This window comes from Streptomyces sp. NPDC058773 (genome assembly GCF_042746015.1).
Classification (GTDB): Bacteria; Actinomycetota; Actinomycetes; order Streptomycetales; family Streptomycetaceae; genus Streptomyces.
The window spans coordinates 24,496-45,589 of the sequence record NZ_JBHYPE010000024.1 but is presented as its reverse complement, the minus strand read 5'-3'; the positions used below and the strand labels follow the sequence as shown (position 1 = coordinate 45,589).

Below are 21,094 nucleotides of genomic sequence, written 5' to 3'. Positions count from 1 at the left end.
CGCGGTGTTCGTTCAGCCGCAGGAGGTACCGGCCTTCGGCAGATCGCCGTTCAGCAGGAAGTCGTCGACATGGCGCTGCACACACGGATCTCCGGTGGTGTAGGCCGCGTGCCCCTCGCCGTGATAGGTCAGCACGACGCTGGAGTTGTCCAGCTCGCGGGCCATGTTGAACGCGCCCTCGTAGGGGGTCGCCGGATCGTTGCTGGTCGCGACGAGCAGCAGGGGCGGGGCGTCGGGCGCGGACACATTGCGGGAGGAGTCGTCGCCCGGCACCGGCCAGCCGTAGCAGTCCAGCATGAGCGGGGCGATGTCCGGGCCGAAGAGCGGGGAGGCGTCGGTGAGTTCGCGCTGCGCGCGCGGGTAGTCGTCGGCACCGTAACGTTCCGAGGTGTCCCGGCAGGAGATCGCCCGGAGGGCCAGTTGGTCCTGCGGCGGTAGCTCGTCCCGCCCCACCGGCGGGGCCGGGACCGTGCGGGCTGCGCTGCCGCCACCGCTCTCGCTCAGGCGGAGAATCCCGGAGGCGTCGCCCCGCCGCAGCTGCAACAGTGCCTGGCGCAGCGCCGGCCAGTCGCTTCTGCGGTAGAGGGCCTCCCGCAAGGCGTACACATAGGTGGTCTCATCCACCGTCTCCCCCTTCACCTTCATCGGTCGTTCGCTCAACTCCCGGTACCAGGTGCGCAGTTGCTCGTGCGCCCGGCTCTTGTCGGCGCCCAGCGGGCAGCCCGTGTCCTGGACGCAGTCGGCGGCGAAGTCGTCCAGCGCGCTCTGGAAGCCCCGGGCCTGGGCCAGTGCGGTCTGCCAGGTGTTCTTGGTCGGGTCCTCCACGCTGTCCAGGACCATCCGGCCGACCTTGCCGGGGAACTCATGGGCGTAGACCGCGCCCAGCTTGGTGCCGTACGAGAATCCCAGGTAGTTGAGCTTGTCGTCGTGGACCGCGGCGCGCAGGACGTCCATGTCCCGGGCGACATCGGGGGTGCCGACCCAGCGCAAGAGCCCTCCGGAGTAGCGGCCGCAGGCCTCGTTGATGCGCTTCTCCTTCGCGGCGAGGCTCTCGTCACCGCCCGCGGGGAGTTTGCTGCCGCAGGAGATGGGTTCGGTGTGGCCGGTGCCGCGCGGATCGAAGCTGACGATGTCGTAGCGCTGCCCGAGCCGGGCGAAGGCGTTGCCGCTGTCGATCAGGTAGTTGACGCCGGAAGCACCCGGCCCTCCCGGGTTGAGCACCAGCGAGCCGAGGCGCTTGCCGGGCCCGGTCGCCTTCAGCCGGATCAGCTGGACCTGCATGGTGCTCCGGGTGGGATGGGCGTAGTTCCGCGGCACCTCCATCCGGGCGCACTCCAGGCGCTCCCGGAAGCCGGGCGGCGGGGTGGTGCCCTGGCTCTGCGCGCCGTTCTGCAGATCCTGGCCACAGGGCTCCCAGGACAGCGTCTGCTGGTAGAACGAGGCCAGATCCGGGTCATCGACGGCCACGGCGGCCGGAGTTCCCACGAGGGCGCAGAGCAGCGCCACCACGGCCGCCAGAGCCGACCGTCGCAGCGCTGCCGAGCGCCGGCGAACACGCTGCGCTCCCCCTACTCCCACACGAGACGGTGCACGGCGTGTTCCCGGCATATTCCGAGCGTAGGGCCGTTGCACGGGTCCCGCACACCTGCCGTGGCCGTGGCCGTGGGGCGCCGCCGCGGGCCGTCGCCGTGGAGGCTGCCGCGCGGGCGGCAACGGACGGTCACGGCACCATGACCCGGCCACACAGCGGGGCCGGGCCCTTTCACAGCGTGTCCCCGGGGACTTTCCGGTCCGCTCAAGATGCGGAGAACACGACTCCGATCACTCTGGAGATAGGGCAGAACGCCGCCGCCGAACGGCGGCCCCCTGCACAGGCGCATCGGTCGCACATCCGGGAAAAGGTGACGCACCCATGAATGACGGAACCAAGGTCCTGCTGGCGGCCGCTCTGGCCGGCGGCTATGTGCTGGGCCGGACCAAGAAGGGCCGGTTCGCGCTCACGATGGCGTCGTACATCGCCGGGCGTCAATTCGGACTTGAACCACGCCAGCTCGTGGCCCAGGGGGTACGCAAGCTCAGCGAGATCCCCCAGGTCGCGGAGCTGGGTGAGCAGCTGCGCGGGGAGGTGCTGGACGTCGGCCGGCAGGCCTTGACGACCGCCGCCAACCGTCGTCTGGAGACGCTCGCCGACACGCTCCACGACCGTACCCTCGCGCTCGAATTCGGCCCGGAGGAGGAAGAAGAAGGCGAGGAAGGCGAGGAAGACGAAGGGGAATTCGAGTACGAGGAGGAGCCGGAGGAGGAAGAGGAGGAGCCGGAGGAGGAGTACGAGGACGAGGGCGAGGGCGAGGAGGAGCCCGAGGAGGAAGAAGAAGAGGAAGAGGAGCCGGAGGAGGAGCCCCGTCGGCGTACGCCACGAGCCGCTGCGCAGAAGCGTGGTGGGCAGCGGCCGTCCGCCGCGAAGACCGCCGCGAAGAAGACCGCCGCCGGCCGGACGGCGGCGAAGAAGACCACAGCGAAGAAGGCCCCGCCCGCCAAGAAGACCGCGGCGAAGGAAACGGCGACGAAGAAGACCGCCGCGAAAAAGACCACGGCTCAGAAGACGGCCAAGAAGGCAGCCCCCGCAAAAAAGGCAGCCCCGGCCAAGAAGACCGCGGCGAAGAAGACAGCGGCCAAGAAAACCGCCGCGAAGAAGACCACGGCCAAGCAGACAGCGGGGAAGAAGACCGCGGCGAAGAAGACGGCAGCCAAGTCCGCCGCCAAGAAAGCTCCTGCCAAGAAGGCCCCTGCGAAGAAGACTGCCGCGCAGAAGAAGGCGGCTCCCGCGAAGAAGAGCGCCAAGAAGACAGCATCGCGCGCCGAGCGCCGGAGGTAACGGGTCATGGCCAAGACGGGACAGGACAACGTGGACTCGGGCCTCGACCGGCTGCGAGAAGAACTCGGGAACTACGCCACGAAATGGGTGGGAAACCTGGCCGAACGGGCCGGCGACAAACTGACGGATGTCACCGGACAGCTCACCGATGTCGCCGAGAACGGCGGATCGCTCTCCCACATCGCGTCCAACCTCCTGGGCGGTGACTCGCCCGTCAAGGCCGCCGTCAAGGGCACGGCGGAGAACCTCAAGGACACCGTCACGGGGAAGGCCAAGGAGCTGTTCGGCGGCGGAAAGCGCAAATCCGGGGACCAGAAGGTCACCAATATCATCGAGGTGCTCGACGTCGGAGTGCCGCTGCGCACCGCCTACGACCACTGGACGCAGTACGAGAAATTCAGCAGCTTCACCAAGGGCGTCCGGAATGTCTCGCTGGAAGACGAGACGAGCAGCGACTGGAAGGCCAAGGTCGGTCCGTCGACGCGCGGCTGGAAGGCAACCGTCCAGGAACAGGTGCCGGACGAACGCATCATCTGGACATCCGAGGGCGCCAAGGGAACGACCCGCGGCGCCGTCAGCTTCCATGAACTGGCGCCCAATCTGACCCGCATCGTGCTGGTCGTCGAGTATTACGCCTCGGGATTCTTCGAGAAGACCGCAAATATCTGGCGCGCCCAAGGACGGCGGCTGCGGCTGGACTTCAAGCATTTCCAGCGCTACGTGACCCTCACCGACGAGGAGCCGGAGGGCTGGCGCGGCGAAATCCGCGAGGGCGAGGTCGTACGCACCCACGAAGAGGCCGTCGAGGACGAAGAGGCCGAGGAACGCGAGTCCGAGGGCGCCGACGAGGACGAGGACTACGACGAGGAAGACGAGTACGCGGACGAAGGCGAAGCCGAGGGCGAGGACGAAGACGAGGACTACGACGAGGAAGGCGAATACGAGGAAGCGGACGAGGACGAAGACGGCGACTGGGATGAGGAAGAGGAAGGCGAGGAGGACGAGGAGGAATGACTTCCAACGCGCTCGTGAAGGCTCTTGACGCACCGGCGCGTTGGGAGCAGTTGGATGCGGTGACCGGCCCGGTGCAGCGGGTGTGGCGCGGTCTGCCCCTGGGGCGGTTCCGCGATGTGCTGCACGGCCTGCCGATCGGTCATCCGCTGCACCCGGCGCTGGTACAGGTCCCGATGGGCGCATGGCTGTCCGCCGCGGTGCTGGACACCGTTCCCGGCACCGCGCGCGGTGCCCGCCTCCTGGTGGGGGTGGGCGTGCTGGCGGCGGCACCGGCCGCATGGTCCGGCTGGGTGGACTGGGCCGAGCAGCACGACGACCAGAGGCGTACCGGCCTGGTGCATGCGGCGTCGATCGCCGTGGCCATCGGCCTGTACGCACGGTCCTGGGTGCACCGGGGCCGCGGCAGCACCGCACGCGGCAAGCTGCTCGGGTACGCCGGGCTGACCGCGGCCGGTGCCGGTGCCATGCTCGGCGGACATCTCGCCTTCCGGCAGGGCGCGGGCCCCAACAAGACCGAGCCGGTGCCGCGTCTGGTGGAGGAGGGCTGGCACCACGTCGGCGGGGTGGAGGACTTTCCGGTCGGTGTGGCCGTACGCCGGGAACTCGGTGAGGTGCCGTTGCTGGTGGTCCGCCAGCCGGGAGGGGAGATCCATGTCCTGGCCGGGCGGTGCAGTCACCAGTCCGGGCCCCTGACGGAGGGCGCGATCGCCGACGGCTGTGTGACCTGCCCGTGGCACGGCAGCGTCTTCCGGCTCGCCGACGGCGCGAACGTGGCCGGTCCGGCGACCGCTCCCCAGCCGTCGTTCCGGGTGCGTGTGGAGGGCGACGGCTCGGTCTACGTGCGGCTGCCCTACGCGGGCTGATCCGGACACGGGCGGCCCTCACCCGTCTGGCCGAATGCCCGGCCGCGGATGCGCCGCACCACCGCGGGCCTCCCCTCCCTTGGCCGCCTGTGAATCCATGCCGTCAGCAGCCGCGAACGCCCTGCTCAGCGACGCCTGCGCGGGGTCCGGCGCGATCGGCCGCCCGCTACCGTCGAAAGCAGCAGGTGTGCGGTGCCGTCCCTCGGGGCCGTGCCCCCGCCCGTGCCGATCCGCGTCCAGGGGAAGGGCTCATCATGCGTGTGCTTCCGGCCGCTCCCTCCGTCGTGGGGCTCACCGCCGTCGTGACCGGCGGTTCCCGGGGGCTGGGGCTGCTCCTGGCCCGTCAACTGCTGCGGCGCGGCTGTGATGTCGTGCTGCTGGCCAGGGACGAGGCCGAACTCGGCCGGGCCGTCGGCAAGCTGGGGCAGTGGGGCGGCGGGACGGTACGCGCCGTGGTGTGCGATGTGCGGGACCGTGCCGCGGTGCGCGACCGCCTGGCGGAGATCGCCCACGACCACGACGGGCTGGACATCGTCATCGCCAACGCCGGCATCATCCAGGTCGGCCCGGCGGACGCGCTGGGCTCCGACGGGTTCGAGGAGGCGATGGACGCCGTCTTCAACGGGGCCCTGAACACCGCTCTCGCCGCCCTCCCGCACCTCCGGCGCAGCCCGGTCGGCGGGCGGCTGGCCCTGGTCGGGTCGGTCGGCGGTCTGCTGGCAGTGCCGCATCTGCTGCCGTACTCCTGCGCCAAGTCGGCGGTGGCCGCGCTGGCGGAGGGGCTGCACGCGGAGGAGGCCCCGCACGGCGTCAGCGTGACCGCGGTCCACCCCGGTCTGATGCGCACCGGGTCGCATGTCCACGCGCTCTTCGGCGGGGACCGGCGCCGGGAGTACGCCTGGTTCTCGGCGCTGGCCGGGGCGCCGCTGCTGTCCATGAACGCCGAGCGGGCGGCGGAGCGCATCGTGGGCGCGCTGGTGCGGCGGCGGCCCCGTATCGTGCTGACGCCGGCGGCCCGGCTCGGTGCCACGGCGCACGGGCTGGCCCCGGTGACCACCACCCGGCTGGTGTCGGCGGTCGCCAGGGTGCTGCCACGCGACGGGGCGCACGGCACCGTCGCCGGTTCGACGGTCGCCGCCGGGGAACAGCCCCCGGCCCGGCGGCTCCGCGGCGTCCTCGGCGCGCTCAACGAACGGGCGGCGGACCGCTTCAACCAGCGGTGAAGTGCCTCGTGGCGGGCGGTGCGGGCGGCAAGGGAAGCGGTGCCGTTTCGCGGTCAGGGCTTGCCGCCGCCCGTGCTCGAAGCCGTCAGTGCCTGAGGCTGTCCCGGCCCTTCTCCACCGCCTGTTTCATCTTCCCCATGGCCAGTTCCGCCCGGCCTCTCCTCTGGAGGCTCTTGTTGCCGAGGGCCTTCCCGGTCGTCGCCTTGGCCTTGCCCTCGACGATCTGGCCGATGTTCCTGGTCTTCTTCGCGAAACCCATGTCGCGCTCCTTTCAGGGTTCTTCGGCGGGTGGCAGCAGGGTCCCGAGCGGCCCGAGATCCAGATTGAGGTCCTGCATCGTCAGCTCGTACCGGGCGCAGAGCTCCACCATCCGGTCGTGCAGAATCATCAGCGTCGCTCCCAGACGCTCCTCCTGTTCCTCCGTGAGGTCTCCGGCGTCGACCCGTTGCAGGGCCTGCCGTTCCATGAGCTGGCGCAGCAGCTCGACCAGGGTGAGGACGAGCTTCATCAGATCGCGCTCGACCGTGTCGGGGGCGGCGCTGATCCGATGCGCCGGCCGCCGGGCCGCGGGGCCGCCCGGGGGCGGGATGTCCTGCGGTGCGGCGGGCAGCAGGCGGAAGGCCCGGTGGGCCGCGTCGGCGACATCGTCGAAGCGGTTGCCGGGCCGGCGGTCCTCAGCCGTCATGGTCGTGCCGTACGGACGGTGCGAGCGGGGACCACGGGGAAGGGTTCTGTTCGCTGATGGAGACGATCAGCGCGCGCAGCGAGACGCGGACGAGGTCGATGTCGGCGATGGAGAGCACCACGTCGCCGGTGAGGACCACACCACCGCTGAGGAGCCGGTCCAGCAGATCGATCAGCGCGATCTGCCGGTCCGGCAGCGGCTCGTCCGTCCTTGCCGGGGGCCCGGCCGCCGGCCTCATGGAGCGGCACCCTTCAGCGGTTCGGTTTCGGGCGGCGTGGCGAAGGAGTACGGGGCCCAGGGCCCGGTGACCTCCACGCGCACCCCGGACAGCCCCTCGGCGGCCCGGGTGACATCGTCCCGGAAGCCCTCGGCGTGCCCCAGCGGCACCAGGTAGGCGTCGTTGACGACGTTCTCCCCCGGGCCGCGGGCGAGTTCGCCCTGCTGGACCCGGTGCTGGACCCGGTCGACCGCATGGCCGCGGGCGGCGGCCTCGACGCGCCGGGCGACCTCTTCGGCGTCGCGGTAGGCGTCCTCCCGGGACGCCCGCTGTGCCTTGCGGTGGCTGAGGTAGGCCCGTCCGGGGCTCAGGCCGGTGTCGGCGGGCGGCGCGGCCGGGCGGTCGGCGGGCGCGGGCGCCTCGACGTAGATCTTGACTCCCCACTCGGTGTGCGCGGCCAATTCGGCCAGCCGCTCGGCGAACGCCTCCTGGCGGTCCGCCAGCATCCGCCGCACCCGCTCGTCGTCGAGATACACCGTCGCGAGCCGGAGCGGCAGGACGGTGGCGCGGGCGGCCAGCGCCTCGATCACCCGGTGGTGGGCGCGGGCCACCGACTCCAGCCAGTCCAGATCCTCCAAGTTGGCGCGCAGCGCGGCCTCGTCGAAGTCCTGCTCGGGCACCGGGCTCACGGCGACCACCACCTCGTCGCGCTCGCCCGCCCGCACCAGATGCACGGGGGCCTCCGCGACCCCCGGCAGCCCGGACAGCGCCTCGGCCAGCGAACCGTCGGCATCCCGGGCGACGGCGTACGCATAGCTGATGACCTCGGTCATGACGCGTCCCGCTTCTTGCTACGGGGGCGGGCCTCGGCGCGTTTGGCGCGGGTGCCGCGGGCGGCGCGGCGCGCGGCCCGCCGACGGCGCTCCTCCGCCAGCTCTGCTTCCTCTTCGTCCGCTTCCTCCGCCGCTTCCGCTTCCTCCGGCTCTTCTTCCTCTTCTTGCTCTTCGTCCTCTTCTTCCTCGGCCGACGGCAGTTCGTCGCCCTCGCGCAGGGCCTCGATCTCGGCGCGCAGGCGGCGGTTCTCCTCGGTGAGCGAGCGGTAGCCGTCGGAGGCGTGGGAGGAGAGCGAGGGGTCGTGCTCCCACCAGTCGATGCCCATCTCCTTCGCCTTGTCCACCGAGGCGACGACCAGGCGCAGTTTGATGGTGAGCAGCTCGATGTCCAGCAGGTTGATCTGGATGTCGCCCGCGATGACGATGCCCTTGTCCAGGACCCGCTCCAAGATGTCGGCGAGGTTGGCCGAGGAGCCCTGGCCGCCGTACGGGCCGGCCCGGGACGGGTAGTCACCCATCCTCCTGGCGACGGGTTCGTTCACGGCCGCTGCACCTCGATTCCCGGCGTTGCGACGGGAGCGCGGGGCGGTGCTCCCGTTCCGCGGCGGCCACCGCGGTCAGATGTCGGTGCCCTGGGCATGCGCCCTGATCTCCTCCAGCCGGTCCAGCAACTCGTCCTCGCGCCGGTCGAAGGTCTCCTCGGAGATCTCTCCCGCCAGCAACGCGCGTTCCAGCTCGGCGAGTTCCCGCTCGACGGGTTCGGGGTCGTAGTACTCCTGCTCCGCGGCATCGAGGGTGCGTTCCAGGACCCAGGCCACGCTGCGCACCGGTGCCAGCGGAAGGGTGGCGAGTTGACTCAACAGGCCCATGGGGACTCCCTAAACGAAACTGTACGGCGGCAGCGGGCCGAGCAGCCGGAGGTCGAAGTCCTCCCCCAGCTCCTTGGCGAGATCCCGCTCCGCATCGAGGAAGCTCTTCTCGTTGTCCTCGTCGACCAGGAAGGACACGCTCAGGAAGTCGTTCCCGGTAGGCGCCGAGAGGCTCTCCTCCTGCGCGAATCCGCGGAGCGCGTCGAGGACCCCGCCGGCGAGCTGCTCCTGCCGTGCCTGCACTTCCTGCGCGACCATTTCGCCGAGGGCGAGCGGGAGTTCGGGCGCGGCATCGCCGCTTCTGATCTGCTCGTTGAGCTCGCGTGCCTGGTCCGAGTCGGTGAGGATCTGCCGCAGCAGCGCGTCCTCGTCCTGCGCCGCCTTCAGGTGGTATTCGGTGCATCCCTCCAGCGCTTCCAGCCGCTCGGCGAATTCGTCCGCCCGCTCCTTCAGGACGGCCCGTACGGCCTCGTCATCCGTGGTCGTGAAGCCGAACTGCAGGGGCAGGACCGTGCCGTCGGCCATCAGCCGTTCCTGTACGGCCTGATGGGCGCCGAGGTCCCGGCGTTTGGGACGCAGCTCCTCCGGGGCGTCGCTGACGACCGCGGACAGTTCGTGGCTCTGAACCGTGCGCAGGTCGGCCGGTGGGTTCCCCACTCCGTGGACGCCCTCCAGGTTCTGCGGATGGCTGGTCGCGACGATGGAGTAGACGTAAACCGACATCGCTCACTCCTTCCGGCGCCGGGCCGGCCGGCGAGCGGGACGCTCGCGCCGCTCGGCGGGCTCCTTGTGCCTCGTGCCGTGCTCCTCGTCGTCATCACTGCCGCCCTTGAGGGCGTCGGTCACCGCTTCCGCGGCGCCGGACAGCGCGCCCTTGGCCTTGCCGTGCGAGCCGCCCTCGGTCACCTCGCCGACCAGGTCGGTCAGCTGGGAGGGCGCCTTGCGTCCCGACTCCAGGTCGAGCCGGTTGCAGGCCTCGGCGAAACGCAGGTAGGTGTCGACGCTTGCGACGACGATGCGGGCGTCGATCTTCAGGATTTCGATGCCCACCAGCGACACCCGCACAAAGGCGTCGATGACCAGCCCGCGGTCCAGGATCAGATCCAGGATCTCGTAGAGGTTTCCGGAGCCTCCGCCGCCGCCTGGGGCAACGGTTCCTCCGCTTTGCGGCACCACAGTCACGGTGCCTCCCTTCACCGGCTCGCTCCGGCCTCGCGGAGCGGCCGTGTCGTGCGCCCGGCGAACGGTCCCCCGTGGCCTCCCGGGCCCTATCGGCGGTCGATCTGGCCGCGGGTGTAGCGGCGGGTGCGCTCGTACGCGACCAGTTCGCCTTCCTTGTCCAGCATGACGCGGTAGGTCGCCATCACGCTGGTCGTCCCGGGGACACGTTCCAGCTCCAGGACTTCCACCTCGGCCTGCCAGCCGTCCTCCGTCGGCTTCACCGCGGAGACGGACTCGGGAGCCCGCCCCAGCAGCTCCTTGAGCTGCTCCGCCGCGTACCGCATGGCACGTGGTGCCGAAACCGCACGGCCCGTGCGCGGTGTTTCGCTCCCGCTCCCGGGGCCGTCGTCCCGGCCACCGCCGACGCGTCCTGCGGTCTTCTTGACGGTCTTCCCGGCCGGTTTCCCCGCCGGTTTCCCGGCGGTCTTCTTGGCAGGTTTCTTGGCGGTCTTCTTGCTGGACGGACGCCGGACTCGTTCGGTCTCGTCCTCTTCGCCTGCGGCCATGTTCCTCTCCGGAATCGGAGGCGACATGCTGCCCGCGCCACTACAAAGAGGCGCCACTTCATGATACGCGGCACGGGCAGACCGCATCTCGGGACCGAAAATGCCTGGTCCGCGGGCAGCGCACGGCCGGACAGCGAGTGCCGCGGCCCGGTGGGCGGCGTAACGTCGGCACTGTCCCGGGAGAGACGTCAGGACGGTCTCGGCACGGGGAGCAACCGGCGGGCCGGAGTGGGTCTCGATGGCGCGACGACAGCTGTGTGCAGGTGGGCGATGACCGGCGGTACCGGGGCCGGCCCGGTGGACGACCCGGTGGGCCGGGCGCTGCTGTGCGCGATGCAGGAGACCGGGGCGTCCATCGGCGGGGTCTACGTGCTGGCGTCCGAAGCGCCCGTTCTGGAGCTGACCGTCATGAGCGGGGTGCCGGCACCGTTCCTGGCACCGTGGGACCGGGTCGCGCTGGCAGCCCCCATCCCGGTCGCCGTCGCCACCCGCGAACAGCGGCTGGTGTGGGCGGGCGGCCAGCAGCAGATGGCCCGCGACTTCCCCCGCACGGCGGTGGCGGTGCCGTACGACTTCTCGCTGGCGGCGGCCCCGGTCAGCGGCCCGGGCGGCGGCCGGGGCGCCCTGCTGCTGCTGTGGCCGGCCGGGCATCCGCCGGAGCTGTCGGCGGCGGACCACGAGGCGGTGGAGGCGGCATGCGTACGGCTGGCGGCGCTGCTGGAAGAGCGTCCCCGGCCCGACGGCTGCGGCCAGACCGAGGCGCCGCGGGTGCTGACCCCGCCGCCGGTGCGGGCCGTGCGCCCGGAGGAGGCGCTGGCGGCGGCCGACTACCTGGAACGGCTGCCCGGCGGATGCTGCGCCCTCGACCTGGAGGGACGCATCACCCTGGTCACCCAGGGCGCGATGGAACTGCTCGGTGAGACGGACAGCCGGCTGGTCGGGGCGCGCCCCTGGGAGGTCCTGCCGTGGCTGCGCGACCCGGCCTTCGAGGACCGCTACCGCGCCGCGGTGATCAGCCGCCGGCCGACGTCGTTCACCGCCAGCCGGCCACCGCACCACTGGCTCACCTTCCGGCTGTTCCCGGACGGCCGGGGGCTGAGCGTGTGGATCAGCCCGTCGGGCAAGAACTACGGCCCGGTGGCGCCGGCGCCCGCGCAGGGCGAGGTCGTGCCGGTGCGGGCCGGCCAGATCTACCACGTGCTGCATCTCGCGGCCGCCCTCACCGAGGCCGTGGGGACGCAGGACGTGGTCGATCTCGTCGCCGACCAGATCGTGCCGGCGTTCGGCGCCCAAGGCATGATCATGTATGTGGCGGAGGGCGGCCGGCTGCGCACGATCGGGCACCGCGGCTACTCCGCCGAGGCGATCGCCGCCTTCGAAGGGGTCGCACTCGGCGCCGCCAACAGCCCCGCCGTGCACGCCCTCACCACCGGCGAACCCTGCTTCTTCACCTCCCCCGAGGAGATGGAGCGGGACTACCCGGGGGTGCCGCGGCTGACCGGCAAGGCGGCGCGGGCCGTGCTGCCGCTGATCGTGTCCGGCCGCCCGGTCGGCTGCTGCATCCTCTCGTACACCCGCCCCCGCAGCTTCAGCCTGGAGGAACGCCAGGTCCTCACCTCGCTGGCCGGGCTGATCGCCCAGGCACTCGACCGGGCTCGCCTCTACGACACCAAACAGCAGTTGGCGCACGATCTGCAGGCCGGACTGCTGCCGCACGGGCTGCCCACGGTGCCGGGGTTCGCCGTCGCCGCCCGTTACCTGCCGTCGACCCGCGGTATGGACATCGGCGGCGACTTCTACGACCTGATCCGCCTCAACGAGGACAGCGTCGCCGCCGTCATCGGTGACGTCCAGGGGCACAACGCGGCGGCCGCCGCCCTCATGGGACAGGTCCGCACCGCCGTCCGCGCCTATGCCACCGCCGGTGCCGCGCCGGGCGAGGTGCTGGCCCGTACGAACCGGCTGCTGACCGACCTGGACCCGGGGCTGTTCACCAGCTGTCTGTACGTCCACATCGATCTGCGGACCCGCCACGCGTACCTGGCCGGCGCCGGCCATCCGCCGCCGCTGCTCCGCCACCCCGACCGGCACACCACCGTGCTCCACGTGCCCCCGGGCCTGCTGCTGGGCATCGAGCCCGGGGCCCGGTACTCCATCGCCGAGATCACGCTGCCGCCGCGCTCCGTCCTGGCCCTCTACACCGACGGCCTGATCGAAACGCCCGGCGCCGATCCGGACCGCTCCGTCGATGACCTCGCCGCACGCCTCAACGACGCGCCGCCCCTGAGCCCGGACCGCCTCGCCGACACCCTCTTGGAGAACCGGCACGGCGATGCGGACCGGCAGGACGACGTGGCCCTGATGCTGCTGGCCGCGCTGCCGGTGGGGCCGGGGGCTCCGGCTTGAGGCGCCGGGACGGGGGCGCGCTGTGCCGGGACTCGCCGCGGCACGCCGTAGCCGTACGGGGACCGGGCGGCGTCCGCGATGCTCATCCGGCCGAACCGGGCGAGGGTCCGCTCGGTCAACTGCCCCGTGGTGAGCCGGGCGGTGCAGCGCGCCCGGGGCCGGGCCGCGGTGCCGGCTCCCGGTCCGGGGCGGGCGGTGGGGGCGGCTGCGGCTCGGGGTGGACGGGGTCCAGCGGGCCGGGCGGTGGCGGGTTCGGCACCTTGTGGCCGGGGTGGGGCTCCGCCTTGTGCCCCACCGCCACACATGTCTCGGTGCGTTCCCTCAGCAGCACGGGGTGTGCCGTCGGCATGCGCCAGCTCCTTCCGGTCGCCTCATGGTTCACGGCTGCGGGTGCCCCGTCCGCGGCCGCTCACACCTGGGCGCGGCACCGAGGTGCGCGGCCTGCTCCGGGGACGGCGCTACGGTGCGTTCGACCGTCGGGAGCCGGACCGAGCCAGGCTCTGCCGTCCGGGCCCCCGACCCGCGGAAGGCGCCCTGGAGCTGGTGCAGATGCGGATTCCGGCCGTAAAGGCAGTGCGTACGGGCCAACAGAGCGCCGTCCCGGCCAAGTTCCCGGCTGATGTTCTCCCGGGCCGGCTGCGGCACAGGGCCGACGTGGCAGCCGCGCACCGTCGGGGCGCAGAGCACCGCCGTCCCGCCCCGGGTGACGCCCCGCCGTACACTCGTCCGCCGTCCCGTCAGCATCCGCCCCGCCGCGCCGGGCCGGATGCGACCACCATGCCCGGCCACTCCCCACGAGACAGGCACACCCATGACGCCCCACCAGCCCTCCAACACCCCTTACTCCTCCGGATTGTTGGGCAATGACGCCGCCAGTGAAGCCGACCGCTTGGCGTCCATCCAGCGCAGCGTCGACGCGTTCACCACCGGAATCCTTGACGGCCTTCCCCTCGACACCTCATGGAACTGCCTGGAACTGGGCGCGGGCGCCGGCTCCGTCGCCTATTGGCTGGCCGGACGCTGCCCCGAGGGGCGGGTGGTCGCCGTCGACCTCGACACCCGCCACCTGGACGCCGGCCGGGCCGCGAACCTTGAGGTCCAGGAGGCCGACATCACGCGCGGGGACTACGCGCCCGGCCGTTTCGACCTCATCCATGCCCGCTACCTGTTCTGCCACCTCCAGGAGCGCGACGACATGATCGCGCAGGCCGCCCGATGGCTCTCCCCCGGCGGATGGCTCGTCATCGAGGAGCCCTACCACCTGCCGGCCGAGACCTCGCCCTTCCCCCTGGTCCGGCGCATCCTTGACGCCTATCAGCGCACCTACCGCGAGCACGGCGCCGATATGACCTGGGCCCGCGCCCTGCCCTCCCTCCTCGCGCGCAGCGCGCTGACCGAGGTGGCCTTCGCCGCGAACCCCGGCTGTATGGGCGGGCTGGACAAGGACCGCTGGCTCCCGCTCATCTCCCAGGCGGCTCCGGCGCTGCTCGCCGACGGTCTCGTCACGGAAGCCGACCTGGCCGGGTTCGCCGCGCTGCTCAAGGACCCGGCGTTCCTCGACATCCCGCAAATCACCCTGTCCGCATGGGGCCGCCGCCCGGAGCGGTGATCACTGGCCGCGGTTTCCGGAGCGCGGGTCCGTGTGGCGCCGGCCTTGCCGAGGAGGCGGTCCACCGCTCGATCGAGCAGGGTCCGGCCCTCCCCGGGGTGCCACCAGAAGGACCAGTTGATGTCGATCGTCATCTCGATGAACTCGTCGTATGCGAGCCCGTCGGGGTAGACCGTCCCGGAGGACTTCTCCGCCCGCGGCAGGAACGGATACCAGACGCTGGGTGATGCTCGGTCGGTCCCGGGGCCCGGTGTCTCGCATAGCCGTTCACTGTGCGGCAGAGCGCGGCCTCGACGGCCCACCCGCCGTACGTCCCGCCGGATGCCCGGCCGGCCGCTGGAATTCGCCAAGATCAACACCAGACAAACAGATCCTCACCTGGTAGAACACAGGGCAGAGACCCGGCTGAATTTCGCACCCGGAGGTACCCGTGAAGATGCTGATCAATGTCGCCGAGACCGTGGTCACCGATGCCCTGCGGGGGATGGCCGCGGCGCACCCCGAGCTGGTGGTGGATGCCGAGAACCGGGTGATCGTGCGGCGGGACGCGCCGGTGGCCGACAAGGTGGCGCTGGTGTCCGGCGGCGGCAGCGGACACGAGCCGCTGCACGGAGGGTTCGTCGGGCCCGGCATGCTGGACGCGGCCTGTCCGGGTGAGGTCTTCACCTCGCCGGTGCCGGATCAGATGGTGCGGGCCGCGGCGGCCGTGGACAGCGGGCGCGGTGTGCTGTTCATCGTGAAGAACTACACCGGGGACGTCCTCAACTTCCAGATGGCGGCGGAGCTGGCGGAGGACGAGGGCGTACAGGTGGCCAGTGTGCTGGTCGACGACGATGTCGCGGTGACCGACTCGACGTTCACCGCGGGGCGGCGCGGTACCGGGGCGACCCTCTTCGTGGAGAAGATCGCCGGTGCCGCGGCCGAGGAGGGCATGCCGCTGGAGCGGGTGGAGGCGCTGGCCCGGCAGGTGGTGGCGTCGTCGCGCAGTTTCGGGGTGGCGCTGAGCCCCTGTACGACCCCGGCGAAGGGCAGCCCGACGTTCGATCTCCCGGCCGGTGAGCTGGAGTTGGGGGTCGGCATCCACGGCGAGCCGGGGCGGGAGCGCCGGGCGATGATGACCTCGCACGAGATCGCGGACTTCGCGGTGGACGCGATCCTGGAGGACCTGGACCCGCGGCTACCGGTGCTGGTGCTGGTCAACGGCATGGGTGCGACACCGCTGCTGGAGCTGTACGGATTCAACGCGGAGGTCCGCCGGGTGCTCGACGAGCGGGGCGTGGCGGTGGCCCGTACGCTCGTCGGCAACTATGTGACCTCGCTGGACATGGCGGGCTGCTCGGTGACGCTGTGTCAGGTCGACGGGGAGCTGCTGCGGCTGTGGGACGCGCCGGTGCAGACGGCGGGGCTCCGCTGGGGACGGTGAGCGGCCGTCCGTGGCCGTACCCGACCTGTACCCCTGTCGCTTCTTACTCAGTACCTGAACTACCAAGGAGAGTGTCCGTGTCCGAAACAGTGCTGGATGCCGCGTTCTTCGTCCGCTGGATGACAGCGGCGGCCGCCGTCATCGACCGGGAGGCCGACCGGCTCACCGAGCTGGACTCCCCCATCGGTGACGCCGACCACGGAAGGAACATGCAGCGCGGCTTCGCGGCCGTGGTCAAGCTGCTGGAGACGGAGCCGCCGGCGACGCCCGGTGCCCTGCTGACCGCCGCCGGACGGCAGTTGATCTCCAGCGTGGGCGGGGCGTCCGGACCGCTCTACGGGACGCTGCTGCGGCGCGCCGGCAAGACGCTGGGCGACGCCGAGAAGGCCTCGGTGGAGGAGCTGCGGTCGGCGCTGGCCGCCGGAGTGGCCGCGGTGGGGCAGCTCGGCGGTTCGGCGCCGGGTGACAAGACGATGCTCGATGCGCTGACGCCGGGCGTCGTGGCGCTGGCGGACTCCTTCGACGCGGCTGCCGCGGCCGCCCTGGAGGGTGCGCTGGCGACCGTACCGATGCAGGCCAGAAAGGGCCGGGCGAGCTATCTGGGAGAGCGCAGCATCGGGCATCAGGATCCGGGGGCGGCGTCCTCGGCGCTGCTGTTCGCGGCACTCGCGGAGGTGGCCAAGTGAGCGCGGCGACGGCGGGCGGTACGGACGGCGGGGCCGCGCCGGTCGGAGTGGTGCTGGTGTCGCACAGCGGGCCGGTCGCGGAGTCGGTGGCGACGCTGGCGGCCGGGCTGGCCGGCGGCGCCGACACGGTGCCGGTGGCCGCCGCGGGCGGTACCCCGGACGGCGGTCTCGGCACGAGCGCGGAGCTGATCACCGAGGCGGCGCGGACGGTGGACCGCGGTGCCGGGGTGGCGATCCTGGTCGACCTGGGCAGCGCCGTCCTGACCGTCAAGACGCTGATCGCCGAGGGCGACGAACTCCCCGAGGGGTCGCGGCTGGTGGACGCGCCGTTCGTCGAGGGCGCGGTGGCCGCGGTGGTCACCGCGTCGGCCGGGGCGGACCTGGACGCGGTCGCGGCGGCGGCCGGGGAGGCGTACGGCTACCGCAAGGAGTGAGCGACGCGGCGCGCGGGGCCGCCGGCCCGTTCAGGGTTTGCGGGCGACGCCCGCGTAACAGGCGGCCTCCGCGTCGGTGACATGGGTGGCGTCCTCGGGCCGGTCGGGGCGCCACTGGTGGGAGAGCGTGAGACCCGGCTCCAGCAGCTCCCAGCCGTCGAAGAAGCGCAGGATCTCGGCGCGGGAGCGGAACTGGAGCCGGGTGCCCGCATCGCCGTAGATCGCGACGATCTGCCGCATCGCCTCGGGGCTGAAGTCCGGTGTCGCATGGCTCAGCGCCAGGGTGCTGCCGCTGGGCAGGGCGGCCTTGAGGGTCTCGACGACGGCATGGGCGCGGTCCCGGCCGTCGTCGGGGACGAAGTGCATCAGGGCGTTCAGGCTGAGCGCGACCGGGCGGGTCAGATCGAGGGTGTCGCGCAGCTGGGGCGCGGCGAGGATGCCCTCAGGGTCGTTGACATCGGCCTGGACGTACGCCGTACGGCCCTCGGCGGTGCTCAGCAGCAGGGCCGCGGCGTGCGCGAGGACGATCGGGTCGTTGTCGGTGTAGACCACCCGGGCGTCGGGGGCGATGCCCTGGGCGATGTCGTGGAGGTTGGGCGGGGTGGGGATACCGGTGCCGATGTCGAGGAACTGCCGCAGGCCGGAGGCGGCCAGGACCCGGGTGGCGCGGTGCATGAACTCGCGGTTGATGCGGGCGGCGACCAGCGCGGCGGGAAAGACGCCCAGCACGCTGCCGGCGGCCATCCGGTCCGCCAGGAAGTTGGTCTTGCCGCCCAGGAAGTAGTCATAGATCCGGGACGAGTGGGCCCGGTCCAGCCGTAAGTCCACCACGGAATGCTGCTCGTTCATCCTGCGCTGCCTCCCCAGTACGGCATCCGGCCCGGCGCCCGCCCCCAATGATGCCCGTTCCGTGCGCCGTGCACTTCGGACGGCGTGCCAAATCCCGCCGTGCGCCCGGACGTTGGCGTGGGATGCCCCGTATGTCCCACGAGGTGCCGGGGCGCACCCGATGCGATCAGGACGGAGGCCGGGCCGGCGCCGCAAGTGGTCACATGCCATGGTCATGCGTAGTCATATGAATACGCAGCGGCAGATTTTTGCCCCACCGATGCCACAAATGGGGTCACTTTCCGGTTCATTGGAAGGTGGGAGCAATCGCTCTCCCGATGCCTCCGGCGCCTCGGCGCCCGGCTCGGTGCACGTCAAACGGAATGAGGACGGCTTGTGAGTGCAGACCGGGACCGACAGCTACCGGCGTGCGCTCCGGCGCATGTCCGTACCGCGGAGTTAGCACCGCTCCCCCGCTGTTCGCTCCCGGCCCCCGGCTCGGAACCGTTCGACCGCCGCCTGTCGATCACCTTCGAGGCGTTTCTGGCCACGCATGCGCGAAAGTGGCTGACCTACGCCTATCTGCACACCGGCAGCGAGGCCGCGGCCCGTGAGGTCACCCGGGCGGCCTACGGGCAGCTCGGCCGGCTGTGGCCGCATGCGCTGCGGCAGGCGTCGGTGGAGGCGTACGCCTGGTCGGTGCTCAAGGAACGGGTCGTGGAGTGGCTGTACGACCACCACCAGCCCACCGCGCTCACCGAAACCGCCGCCTTCGCCGTCGTCACCCAGGCCCTGCTGCGCGAGTGCCAGCAGCAGTTCGCGATGCTGGAGGGCCAGTTGGGGCTGTACGCGGCGATCGCCCGGCTGCCGGAGCGGCAGTGCGACGTGATCGTGCTGCGCCATGTGATCGGGTACAGCGACGCACAGATCGGCGCCCTGCTCGGCGTCGACGAGGTCACCGTCCGCTCCTACGCGAGCCGCGGCAAGCGCAAGCTCGCCGCCGCGCTCGGCATCGATCAGGGAAACACAAGGGGGAACTGACATGTGGCACACCCGTCCCACCGACCGCCGGGAGACCGTCGAGACGCTGCTCAGCGCGGCCGCGGCGGTGTCCGGCATCGACGGTCTGGCCGGATTCTGCGACCTCGACGACGCGGGCGCGCTCGGCGGCCTGGGCGCGTCGCTGCGTTCGGGCGCGGTGGCCCCGGACGGTCTGCGGACGACGGTGCGGCCGGACCGGGCCGACCAGGGCGCGCCCAGCACGTATCCCAGCGCCCGCGACGAGGCCACCCATGAGCTCCAGCTGGCCTGTGCGCTGGTGGTCAATGCCGCGGCGGCCGCGGCGAGCCTGGAGCGGCTGGTCGACGAGCATCACATCGACCCCGAGGGCGCGCTGGTCTTCGCCTGTCTGCTGCACATCACCGGGCGCACCGACGCGGCGCACTTCTGGTGGCACTTCGGCGCCGGCGCGGGCAGCCGGACGGCCGCGTACTGCCTGTATCTCTCGCACCGCCGCAACGGCGAGTACCGCGACGCCGCCTACTGGCGTGAGCAGGCCGCCCACGCGCCGGACGAGGAGCGCCGCTCGGTGGCGGCGTTCGACGAGAAGCAGCTGCTTCCGGACGCGGCCCGGCACAACCTCCTCGTCCAGTGGCACAGCGGGCTCGCCCCGACCCTGCCGACCGCCCTGGAGAACGTGATCAACCGTCTCGTGGTGGACAGCGACGACGAGGACTTCGGAGAGATCCCCCGCCCCTCCCCCACGCTCGTCCAGGACCTGGGCCGGGCCGAGTAGCCACCCGCCGCGCGCCGGACGGGTGCGCCGGCCGGCGGCCTCAGAAGTCGTCCGCCCCGGCGGGCGGGCCGTCCACCGCGGGCGGCCACTCCGGGCGGCTGGCGTCGGGGACCGCGGTCAGCGCATGGCCGACGGTGGGGTAGCAGGAGAAGACGTTCAGGGACTGGGTGCCGATCAGCAGCCGCAGCATCCGTACACCGAGCGAGGCCAGCAGGAGCCTGCCCTCCAGGCGGCGGCAGAGCCACTCCAGGGCGAGCAGGCAGCTCAGCCCCCGAGAGTCGCAGAAGCGCAGCGCGGTCAGGTCCAGCACCAGAAAGCGGTGGCCGGCCGAGACCACCTCCCGCGCCTCGGCCAGAAAGGCCTGCTCGGTGCGGAGGTCCAGCTCCCCGCTCACCCGCAGCACCGCGCACTCCTCCGCCTGCACGATCGCAGTGACCGCCAACGACCGCATCTCCGAGCTCATGCCGTCCAGACTAAGCGCCCCCGCCGACCGCATCACCGTGTTGGCCCGCCCGTGCACACCGGGCACGCCCGGATACGGCCCCGGCCCGTCGCGCCCGAACGGACCCGCCATACGTGCCGTACGGGCACCCGTTCGTGCACATTGCCAAGCTGACAGCGCCCCGAAGCGGGCAGAAACGGTCAGGTTTTTTGCCACGACGGACAGCCTGTCGCGCCGCCCCGGTTGCTATAAACCTGATGCGGGCGGAAACGGTCAGGTCCGTGACCGAACGCAGAACGGAAGCAGGCGGAAAGCGGCAGGAGTGAGCCATGAGAGCCGAGGAACGCCAGCATCGGATCCTCGCGCTCGCCCGGCAGTCGGGCCGGGTCGAGGTCGCCGAGGCCGCGTCGGAGTTCGGGGTCGCCCGTGAGACGGTGCGGCGCGATCTGAGCGAGCTGGAGCGCCGGGGCCTGGTCCGGCGGACGCACGGCGCGGCGTATCCGGTCGAGAGCGCCGGGTTCGAGACCACGCTGGCCCGGCGGGAAACCCAGCAGGTGGACGAGAAACGCCGGATCGCGGCGGCCGCCGCGGCGCTGGTCGGCGAGGCCGAGACGGTCTTCGTCGACGAGGGCTACACCCCTGAGCTGGTCGCCACACTGCTGCCCACCGACCGGCCGCTGACCGTGCTCACCGCCTCGCTGCGGACCGCCTCACTGGTCGCGGCGTCCGAATCGACCACCGTCCTGCTGGCCGGCGGCCGGGTCCGCTCCGGGACCCAGGCCACGGTGGGCTCCTGGGCCCGGGACATGCTCGCCCGGTTCGTGATCGACCTGGCGTTCCTGGGGGCGAACGGAATCTCCCGGGAGCACGGGCTGACCACTCCGGACCCGGCGGTCGCGGAGGTGAAGGAGCAGGCCGTCCGCTCCTCGCGGCGGCGGGTGCTGGTGGGGGTGCACAGCAAGTTCGGGGCCAGCAGCTTCTGCCGGTTCGCCGAGGTACGTGATTTCGACACGATCGTGACCGACGCCGGGCTGTCCGCGCCGGAGGCACATCGCTACTCGCTCCTGGGGCCGCAGGTGCTCCGGGTCTGACCGCGGCCGGGGCCGCCGGACGACCGGCCCCGCACCGCGCCCACCACATCCCCCACACCGACCGCCGACCGCCG

The 21,094-nt window shown here is 71.8% G+C and carries 25 protein-coding genes; 12 read left to right on the top strand and 13 right to left on the bottom strand.

Translation table 11 applies throughout. The features are described 5' to 3' along the window. Positions 1-12 precede the first annotated feature (12 nt). Positions 13-1,509: an alpha/beta hydrolase gene (locus tag ACFW5B_RS21245; RefSeq protein WP_386441647.1), complete on the bottom strand. Its 1,497-nt coding sequence runs from the start codon at positions 1,507-1,509 to the stop codon at positions 13-15. Positions 1,510-1,912: 403 nt separating this feature from the next. Here ACFW5B_RS21245 and ACFW5B_RS21240 point away from each other — a divergent pair, with 403 nt between their 5' ends. The 4 genes from ACFW5B_RS21240 (at position 1,913) to ACFW5B_RS21225 (ending at position 5,975) form a co-directional block, all read left to right on the top strand. Further along, a complete protein-coding gene (locus ACFW5B_RS21240; protein ID WP_386441644.1) occupies positions 1,913-2,875 on the top strand; it encodes a histone H1-like repetitive region-containing protein in 963 nt (320 codons plus the stop codon). Between the two features lie 6 nt (positions 2,876-2,881). After that, positions 2,882-3,889: an SRPBCC family protein gene (locus ACFW5B_RS21235; protein WP_386441641.1), complete on the top strand. Its 1,008-nt coding sequence runs from the start codon at positions 2,882-2,884 to the stop codon at positions 3,887-3,889. Beyond that, positions 3,886-4,752 carry a Rieske 2Fe-2S domain-containing protein gene (locus tag ACFW5B_RS21230; protein WP_386441639.1) on the top strand — a complete coding sequence of 289 codons (867 nt, stop codon included), beginning with the start codon at positions 3,886-3,888 and terminating at the stop codon, positions 4,750-4,752. Before ACFW5B_RS21235 ends, ACFW5B_RS21230 begins: the two co-directional genes overlap by 4 nt. A gap of 254 nt (positions 4,753-5,006) precedes the next feature. Further along, complete coding sequence (locus ACFW5B_RS21225) at positions 5,007-5,975, top strand: SDR family NAD(P)-dependent oxidoreductase (RefSeq protein ID WP_386441636.1); 969 nt, start codon at positions 5,007-5,009, stop codon at positions 5,973-5,975. 85 nt (positions 5,976-6,060) lie between these two features. On the opposite strand, the gene ACFW5B_RS21220 is transcribed toward ACFW5B_RS21225, so the two are convergent. From ACFW5B_RS21220 to ACFW5B_RS21180, 9 genes are all read right to left on the bottom strand, one after another. Beyond that, positions 6,061-6,234 (bottom strand): CsbD family protein, encoded by a 174-nt coding sequence (locus ACFW5B_RS21220; RefSeq protein WP_386441633.1) that lies wholly within the window; start codon positions 6,232-6,234, stop codon positions 6,061-6,063. 12 nt (positions 6,235-6,246) lie between these two features. Continuing rightward, complete coding sequence (locus ACFW5B_RS21215; protein ID WP_386441630.1) at positions 6,247-6,660, bottom strand: gas vesicle protein K; 414 nt, start codon at positions 6,658-6,660, stop codon at positions 6,247-6,249. Further along, the gene (locus ACFW5B_RS21210; protein WP_386441627.1) at positions 6,650-6,898 is read right to left on the bottom strand and encodes a gas vesicle protein; all 249 of its coding nucleotides are present in this window, start codon (positions 6,896-6,898) and stop codon (positions 6,650-6,652) included. The genes ACFW5B_RS21215 and ACFW5B_RS21210 overlap by 11 nt, the downstream gene beginning before the upstream one ends. Beyond that, positions 6,895-7,710, bottom strand: a complete 816-nt coding sequence (locus ACFW5B_RS21205) for a GvpL/GvpF family gas vesicle protein (RefSeq protein ID WP_386441625.1) — start codon at positions 7,708-7,710, stop codon at positions 6,895-6,897. The genes ACFW5B_RS21210 and ACFW5B_RS21205 overlap by 4 nt, the downstream gene beginning before the upstream one ends. Next, on the bottom strand, positions 7,707-8,252 hold the full coding sequence (gene gvpJ, locus ACFW5B_RS21200; RefSeq protein WP_386441622.1) for a gas vesicle protein GvpJ: 546 nt from the start codon (positions 8,250-8,252) through the stop codon (positions 7,707-7,709). Before gvpJ ends, ACFW5B_RS21205 begins: the two co-directional genes overlap by 4 nt. Positions 8,253-8,327: 75 nt before the next feature. Beyond that, positions 8,328-8,579 (bottom strand): gas vesicle protein GvpG, encoded by a 252-nt coding sequence (locus ACFW5B_RS21195; protein ID WP_386441619.1) that lies wholly within the window; start codon positions 8,577-8,579, stop codon positions 8,328-8,330. A gap of 9 nt (positions 8,580-8,588) precedes the next feature. Then, positions 8,589-9,302: a GvpL/GvpF family gas vesicle protein gene (locus ACFW5B_RS21190; protein WP_386441616.1), complete on the bottom strand. Its 714-nt coding sequence runs from the start codon at positions 9,300-9,302 to the stop codon at positions 8,589-8,591. Positions 9,303-9,305: 3 nt separating this feature from the next. Then, positions 9,306-9,761 (bottom strand): gas vesicle structural protein GvpA, encoded by a 456-nt coding sequence (locus ACFW5B_RS21185; RefSeq protein ID WP_386441613.1) that lies wholly within the window; start codon positions 9,759-9,761, stop codon positions 9,306-9,308. An 86-nt stretch (positions 9,762-9,847) separates the two neighbouring features. After that, complete coding sequence (locus ACFW5B_RS21180; RefSeq protein WP_386441611.1) at positions 9,848-10,306, bottom strand: gas vesicle protein; 459 nt, start codon at positions 10,304-10,306, stop codon at positions 9,848-9,850. 270 nt (positions 10,307-10,576) lie between these two features. On the opposite strand from ACFW5B_RS21180, the gene ACFW5B_RS21175 reads away from it, so the two are divergent. Further along, positions 10,577-12,712 (top strand): SpoIIE family protein phosphatase, encoded by a 2,136-nt coding sequence (locus ACFW5B_RS21175; RefSeq protein WP_386441608.1) that lies wholly within the window; start codon positions 10,577-10,579, stop codon positions 12,710-12,712. Between the two features lie 115 nt (positions 12,713-12,827). Here the strand turns inward: ACFW5B_RS21175 and ACFW5B_RS21170 are convergent, their stop codons facing one another. Beyond that, positions 12,828-13,061, bottom strand: coding sequence for a hypothetical protein (locus ACFW5B_RS21170; protein WP_386441606.1), 234 nt, complete (start codon positions 13,059-13,061; stop codon positions 12,828-12,830). 462 nt (positions 13,062-13,523) lie between these two features. On the opposite strand from ACFW5B_RS21170, the gene ACFW5B_RS21165 reads away from it, so the two are divergent. From ACFW5B_RS21165 to dhaM, 4 genes are all read left to right on the top strand, one after another. Beyond that, positions 13,524-14,321 carry a class I SAM-dependent methyltransferase gene (locus tag ACFW5B_RS21165; protein ID WP_386441603.1) on the top strand — a complete coding sequence of 266 codons (798 nt, stop codon included), beginning with the start codon at positions 13,524-13,526 and terminating at the stop codon, positions 14,319-14,321. A 430-nt stretch (positions 14,322-14,751) separates the two neighbouring features. Beyond that, the gene (gene dhaK / locus ACFW5B_RS21160) at positions 14,752-15,744 is read left to right on the top strand and encodes a dihydroxyacetone kinase subunit DhaK (protein ID WP_386441600.1); all 993 of its coding nucleotides are present in this window, start codon (positions 14,752-14,754) and stop codon (positions 15,742-15,744) included. Between the two features lie 89 nt (positions 15,745-15,833). Then, positions 15,834-16,430: a dihydroxyacetone kinase subunit DhaL gene (gene dhaL / locus ACFW5B_RS21155; RefSeq protein WP_386441798.1), complete on the top strand. Its 597-nt coding sequence runs from the start codon at positions 15,834-15,836 to the stop codon at positions 16,428-16,430. Then, entirely contained in the window at positions 16,427-16,864 is a 438-nt protein-coding gene (gene dhaM / locus ACFW5B_RS21150) for a dihydroxyacetone kinase phosphoryl donor subunit DhaM (protein ID WP_386441597.1), read from the top strand. Before dhaL ends, dhaM begins: the two co-directional genes overlap by 4 nt. Before the next feature lie 30 nt (positions 16,865-16,894). On the opposite strand, the gene ACFW5B_RS21145 is transcribed toward dhaM, so the two are convergent. Beyond that, positions 16,895-17,713, bottom strand: a complete 819-nt coding sequence (locus ACFW5B_RS21145) for an SAM-dependent methyltransferase (RefSeq protein WP_386441594.1) — start codon at positions 17,711-17,713, stop codon at positions 16,895-16,897. A gap of 375 nt (positions 17,714-18,088) precedes the next feature. Between ACFW5B_RS21145 and ACFW5B_RS21140 the strand changes: the two genes are divergently transcribed. Then, positions 18,089-18,733, top strand: coding sequence for an RNA polymerase sigma factor (locus tag ACFW5B_RS21140; protein WP_386441591.1), 645 nt, complete (start codon positions 18,089-18,091; stop codon positions 18,731-18,733). A 1-nt stretch (position 18,734) separates the two neighbouring features. Next, the gene (locus ACFW5B_RS21135) at positions 18,735-19,487 is read left to right on the top strand and encodes a hypothetical protein (protein WP_386441588.1); all 753 of its coding nucleotides are present in this window, start codon (positions 18,735-18,737) and stop codon (positions 19,485-19,487) included. Positions 19,488-19,527: 40 nt separating this feature from the next. Here ACFW5B_RS21135 and ACFW5B_RS21130 read toward each other — a convergent pair whose 3' ends face one another. Next, positions 19,528-19,950 (bottom strand): STAS domain-containing protein, encoded by a 423-nt coding sequence (locus tag ACFW5B_RS21130; protein WP_386441585.1) that lies wholly within the window; start codon positions 19,948-19,950, stop codon positions 19,528-19,530. A gap of 308 nt (positions 19,951-20,258) precedes the next feature. Between ACFW5B_RS21130 and ACFW5B_RS21125 the strand changes: the two genes are divergently transcribed. Then, positions 20,259-21,020 carry a DeoR/GlpR family DNA-binding transcription regulator gene (locus ACFW5B_RS21125; protein ID WP_386441581.1) on the top strand — a complete coding sequence of 254 codons (762 nt, stop codon included), beginning with the start codon at positions 20,259-20,261 and terminating at the stop codon, positions 21,018-21,020. Positions 21,021-21,094: the final 74 nt, after the last annotated feature.